At 62.9% G+C, this 4,244-nt stretch carries 5 protein-coding genes; 1 reads left to right on the top strand and 4 read right to left on the bottom strand.

Annotation, left to right across the window (positions count from 1 at the left end; translation table 11 throughout):
- The 4 genes from ABYW26_RS11275 to ABYW26_RS11290 all read right to left on the bottom strand — a co-directional run.
- The coding region (locus ABYW26_RS11275) for a sugar phosphate isomerase/epimerase family protein (RefSeq protein ID WP_372604975.1) at positions 1–881 on the bottom strand (881 nt) is incomplete at its 3' end.
- 164 nt (positions 882–1,045) lie between these two features.
- Complete coding sequence (locus tag ABYW26_RS11280; protein ID WP_372604976.1) at positions 1,046–1,513, bottom strand: DUF3237 domain-containing protein; 468 nt, start codon at positions 1,511–1,513, stop codon at positions 1,046–1,048.
- Positions 1,510–2,448: an alpha/beta hydrolase gene (locus tag ABYW26_RS11285; protein ID WP_372604977.1), complete on the bottom strand. Its 939-nt coding sequence runs from the start codon at positions 2,446–2,448 to the stop codon at positions 1,510–1,512. The genes ABYW26_RS11280 and ABYW26_RS11285 overlap by 4 nt, the downstream gene beginning before the upstream one ends.
- Positions 2,445–3,119: a TetR/AcrR family transcriptional regulator gene (locus ABYW26_RS11290; RefSeq protein ID WP_372604978.1), complete on the bottom strand. Its 675-nt coding sequence runs from the start codon at positions 3,117–3,119 to the stop codon at positions 2,445–2,447. Before ABYW26_RS11290 ends, ABYW26_RS11285 begins: the two co-directional genes overlap by 4 nt.
- Before the next feature lie 140 nt (positions 3,120–3,259).
- Here ABYW26_RS11290 and ABYW26_RS11295 point away from each other — a divergent pair, with 140 nt between their 5' ends.
- Complete coding sequence (locus ABYW26_RS11295; RefSeq protein ID WP_372604979.1) at positions 3,260–4,159, top strand: shikimate dehydrogenase; 900 nt, start codon at positions 3,260–3,262, stop codon at positions 4,157–4,159.
- Positions 4,160–4,244 lie beyond the last annotated feature (85 nt).

Genomic DNA, 4,244 nt, shown 5'->3' on the forward strand with positions numbered 1-4,244 from the left:
ACAAAGGCGACGCCCTCGACCCCGATCCGCGCCGGCATGGGCGGCAGATCGACTTTGACCTCGGGTTCCTGCCGCCGGACATCGTCCATCAGGCTGATCAGCGAGCGATAGCCATCGGTGGCAATGGTGCGCGGGCGGCCTGCGCGGAACTGGTCGTTGAAGATTTCCAGACTGACCGGCCCGCGATAGCCGGTGGCCATCACCGCGCGCATGAAATCGGTCACCGGCAGGTCGCCTTCGCCGGGCATGTTCCGGAAATGCCGCGACCAATACAGCAGGTCCATTTCGATCATCGGCGCATCGGCCAACTGGACAAAGAACACCTTGTCGCCGGGAATGCTGCGGATGGTTTCGGGGTCGATCCGGCGGCCCAGCGAATGAAAGCTGTCAAGGATCAGGCCAATATTCGGGTGATTGGCGCGGCGGACGATTTCCCATGCGTCGCGGTGGTCATTGACATAACTGCCCCATGCCAGCGCCTCGTATCCGACCCGCAACCTACGCTTGGCGGCGCGTTCGCCCAGTTCAGCGAAATCGTCGGCGGCGCGGTCGATGCCGCCCAAGGCCTGCGGATGGGTCGACGAGCAGAACAGCACCAGATCGGTGCCCAGTTCCTGCATCAGATCGAACTTGCGCTCGGCCCGGTCGAACGCCTTGGTGCGCAGCGCGCCGGGAAGGCCTTCGAAATCGCGAAACGGCTGAAACAACAGGATATCCAACCCATAGTCGCGGATCATCCGCGCCACCTCGCGCGGGCCGCGCGCGTCGGCGATAAAGTCCTGTTCGAAAATCTCGATCCCGTCGAACCCGGCTGCCGCGATCGCGTCCAGTTTGTCGCGCAGGTTGCCTGAAACCGTTACAGTCGCAATTGAGGTCTTCATGTCCGTGACTTTCCCGAAACTTTGATGAGGGATCCTGCCGCGCGCCCAGACCGTATGTGCAGAAGGTCTCGCGATTGGATGATACGCTTAAACGCCGAATTTTTCATGCGATTAACCTTTCGGTGCGTGCCCGGCCGATCCGGCGCGGGTGTAAGGAGGCAGGGTCATGTGACCCGATAGACGTCGATCAGAATGCTGCTGCCGCGCGGCGCTAATGAGCTGACAAACAGGGTTTCGCTCAGCCAGCGATGCGGCCCGGCCGGGGCGTCGAACACCGGTGCCGCGCGCATGTAATAGGCGCTTGGGTCCACAGGTTCGCCCGCCCGAAGTTGCGCACGCACCGCGTCCGGGGACACCCGCAAACCGCGATTGACCACATAGATCAGCGTGCCATCCGTGGCCTCGATCGTGTAATGCGCGGCGATCCGGCTGTGACCGTCGGCGCCGATCACCGGCCAGTCCGATCCCCCCGGCAAAATCCGTCCGGTCAGGCGCGGCCCCTGCACGGTGCCCCCCGTGATCGGGATGTGCAGGCGCTCGCCCTCGGGGCCGGGACCGGCGCTGCGCGCGGTGCCGATCCGGGCCTCGATGGTAAAGACGGCCTCAAGCCCGGGGCGAACAGGGCTGGTCATGCGGTGCCCGCGTTCTGATCGTTCAGCCAAGCCGCCATCATGCGCAGCTTGGCGACCGAGTCGGCGCAATATTCCATCGCGCGCAGATAGCCGTGGATCAGGCCCGTCCCGTGATCCAGAACCACCGGAACCCCCGCCGCCTGCAAGGCCTTGGCATAGGCAAGCCCACTGTCGCGCAGCGGGTCATATTCGGCCAAGGCAATCAAGGTCGGCGGCAGGCCGGCATGGCTGTCGGCCACCAGCGGCGCCAGTCGCGGGTCCGAGGTTAAAAGCCGGGTCTCGGGGCAATACATCGCGTTCACCACCGGCATTCCCTTGGTTTGCAGGATCGGCGCTTCGGCATTCTCGATCATCGACGGTCGGGTCAGGTCGAAATCGCTGGGCGGGTAAATCAGCAATTGCGCCAGGATCGGCATCTCGCCACGCAGTTCCAGCGCCACCGCCGCCGCAAGATTGCCGCCGGCGCTGTCACCGCCGATAGCGATCCTGGCCGGGTCGAGGCCTAGTCCAGCCGCATTGGCATAGGTCCAGCGCATCACTGCCGCCACCTGGTTGAACGCCGCCGGGAACGGATGCTCGGGCGATTTGGCGTAATCGACGCTGATAACCGTCTGGCGGTTCCATGATGCGATGCGCGCAGTGATGTCCCAGTGGGTTTCCGGGCTGCCCTGCATCCAGGCGCCGCCGTGCATGTAAACCAGACAGGGCTGAACGCCGCCCGATATGTGCCGGAACACCCGCACCCGGACCGGGCCCGAGGGGCTGTCGATCCAATGTTCGGCTGTGGTGTCAACGTCATCGGGCGTCGGCAGGCGCATCTTTTTGGCGACGACCTCGAAATGAGCGCGGCGCAGCGACGGCGGCGCACCCAGCGCCAGCGGTGCCCATTCCGCCGCCCAACGATCCAGAAACGGGGTCAGTTCAGGATTCATCATTTGCTGTGGTCCACGGGGGCGCGAACATAGCTGAGGATCATCTCGACGGCATTATCGCGCAACGCCTGCTGGCCGTTGCGCGTGTAAAGCTCGCCCCCGTAGAGGGCCGAGAAGGTCGGCTTGTTCGACACGTTGAAAAAACTCAGCGCTGAAATCTGCCAGTGCAGTTCGGTCGCGTTCAGGCCGGGCCGGAACAGGCCGCTGGCCTCGCCTCGGGCGATGATATCGGCCAGCCGGTCGATGGCGGTCACGTTGACATCGCGCAGGACCTTGGACTGGGCCAGATATTCAGCGTGATGCACGTTTTCGATCATCACCATGCGGATGAAATCCGGGTTGCGGCGGTGGTGGTCAAAGGTAAAGGCGACCAGACGGCCCAAGGCCTGATCCGGCGGCAGATCGGCAAGATCCAGTTTGCGTTCGCCTTCGCGCACCTTGGCATAGGCCGCTTCCAGCGCGCGGGTATAAAGGGTCTCTTTGTCGCCGAAGTAATAATAGATCATCCGCTTCGAGGTCTTGGTCTTGGCGGCGATTTCGTCGATTCGGGCGCCGGATAGCCCGTTTTTCGAGAACTCTTCCGTGGCAATTCGCAAAATATCCCGCTGAACAGCCTCGGGGTTCTGCTTCCAGCTACCTTTTTGTTTTTCTTGTTCTTTCAACGAGTTGGGCATGGTCGATCTCCGCTTACAGGAAGAGTCCTAGCACGATTATAATTAACTATCTAGTTCAAAGTTGTTGACTAAATTAACTGCCATGAACAATAAGGGCTGACCAGAGGGCGAGTCGCCCACAGGTTTGGGAGGATCAGCGAATGGCGTTCAGCCTTGCACAGGACAGCCGACAGGCCCTGGCCGAAACCGGTCGCGCACCGCTGCGTGTCGGGCTGATCGGCAAGGGCATTCAATTGTCGCGCACCCCTGCGATGCACGAGGCCGAGGGCCGCGCGCAGGGGCTTGATCTGCACTATGACCTGATCGACCCCGATGCTATGACCGGTCCCCAGCCGACGCTGGCCCAGATGCTGGATGCGGCACAGGATGCTGGCTTTGCCGGGGTCAATGTCACCTTTCCCTACAAGAAGGCGGTGATCGCACTGCTGGATGACATTTCCGCCCCGGCGCGGGTGGTCGGCGCGGTCAACACGGTTGTATTCGCCGATGGCAAGCGCCGGGGTCACAACACCGATTACTGGGGCTTTGCCGAAAGCCTGCGTCGCGGTCTGGTCGGGGCCAATATGGACTCGGTCCTGTTGCTGGGCGCCGGTGGGGCAGGCGGGGCGGTTGCCCATGCGCTGGTCTCGCTTGGGGTGAAGCAACTGATGATCACCGACCGCGATCCCGCCGCTGCCGCCAGCCTTGCCGCCGAAGTGGGCGGCACCGCCGTCACCGATCTGGCTGCTGCGGCGAAAGCCGCTGACGGCATCGTCAACGCAACCCCGATGGGCATGGCCAAACTGCCCGGCACCGCCATCGACACCGCGTTGCTGGAGCCGCGCCACTGGGTCGCGGACATCGTCTATTTCCCGCTTGAAACCGAATTGTTGCGCGCCGCGCGGACCCGTGGGTGCCGCATTCTGAACGGCTCGGGCATGGCGGTGTTTCAGGCGGTGCGCGCTTTTTCACTTTTCACCGGGCTAACCCCCGACACTAACCGGATGCGAGCCACGTTCGAGGCTTTTAGTCAGGTTCATGATACGCAAAAGGGAGGATAACCATGCGTCTCAATATCTCGAAAATGGCAATGAAAGCCGGTGTCGCCACCGCCGCGCTGGCGCTGGGCGCCAGCATTGCCGCCGC

Source organism: Actibacterium sp., assembly GCF_041584535.1.
Classification (GTDB): domain Bacteria; phylum Pseudomonadota; class Alphaproteobacteria; order Rhodobacterales; family Rhodobacteraceae; genus Actibacterium_D.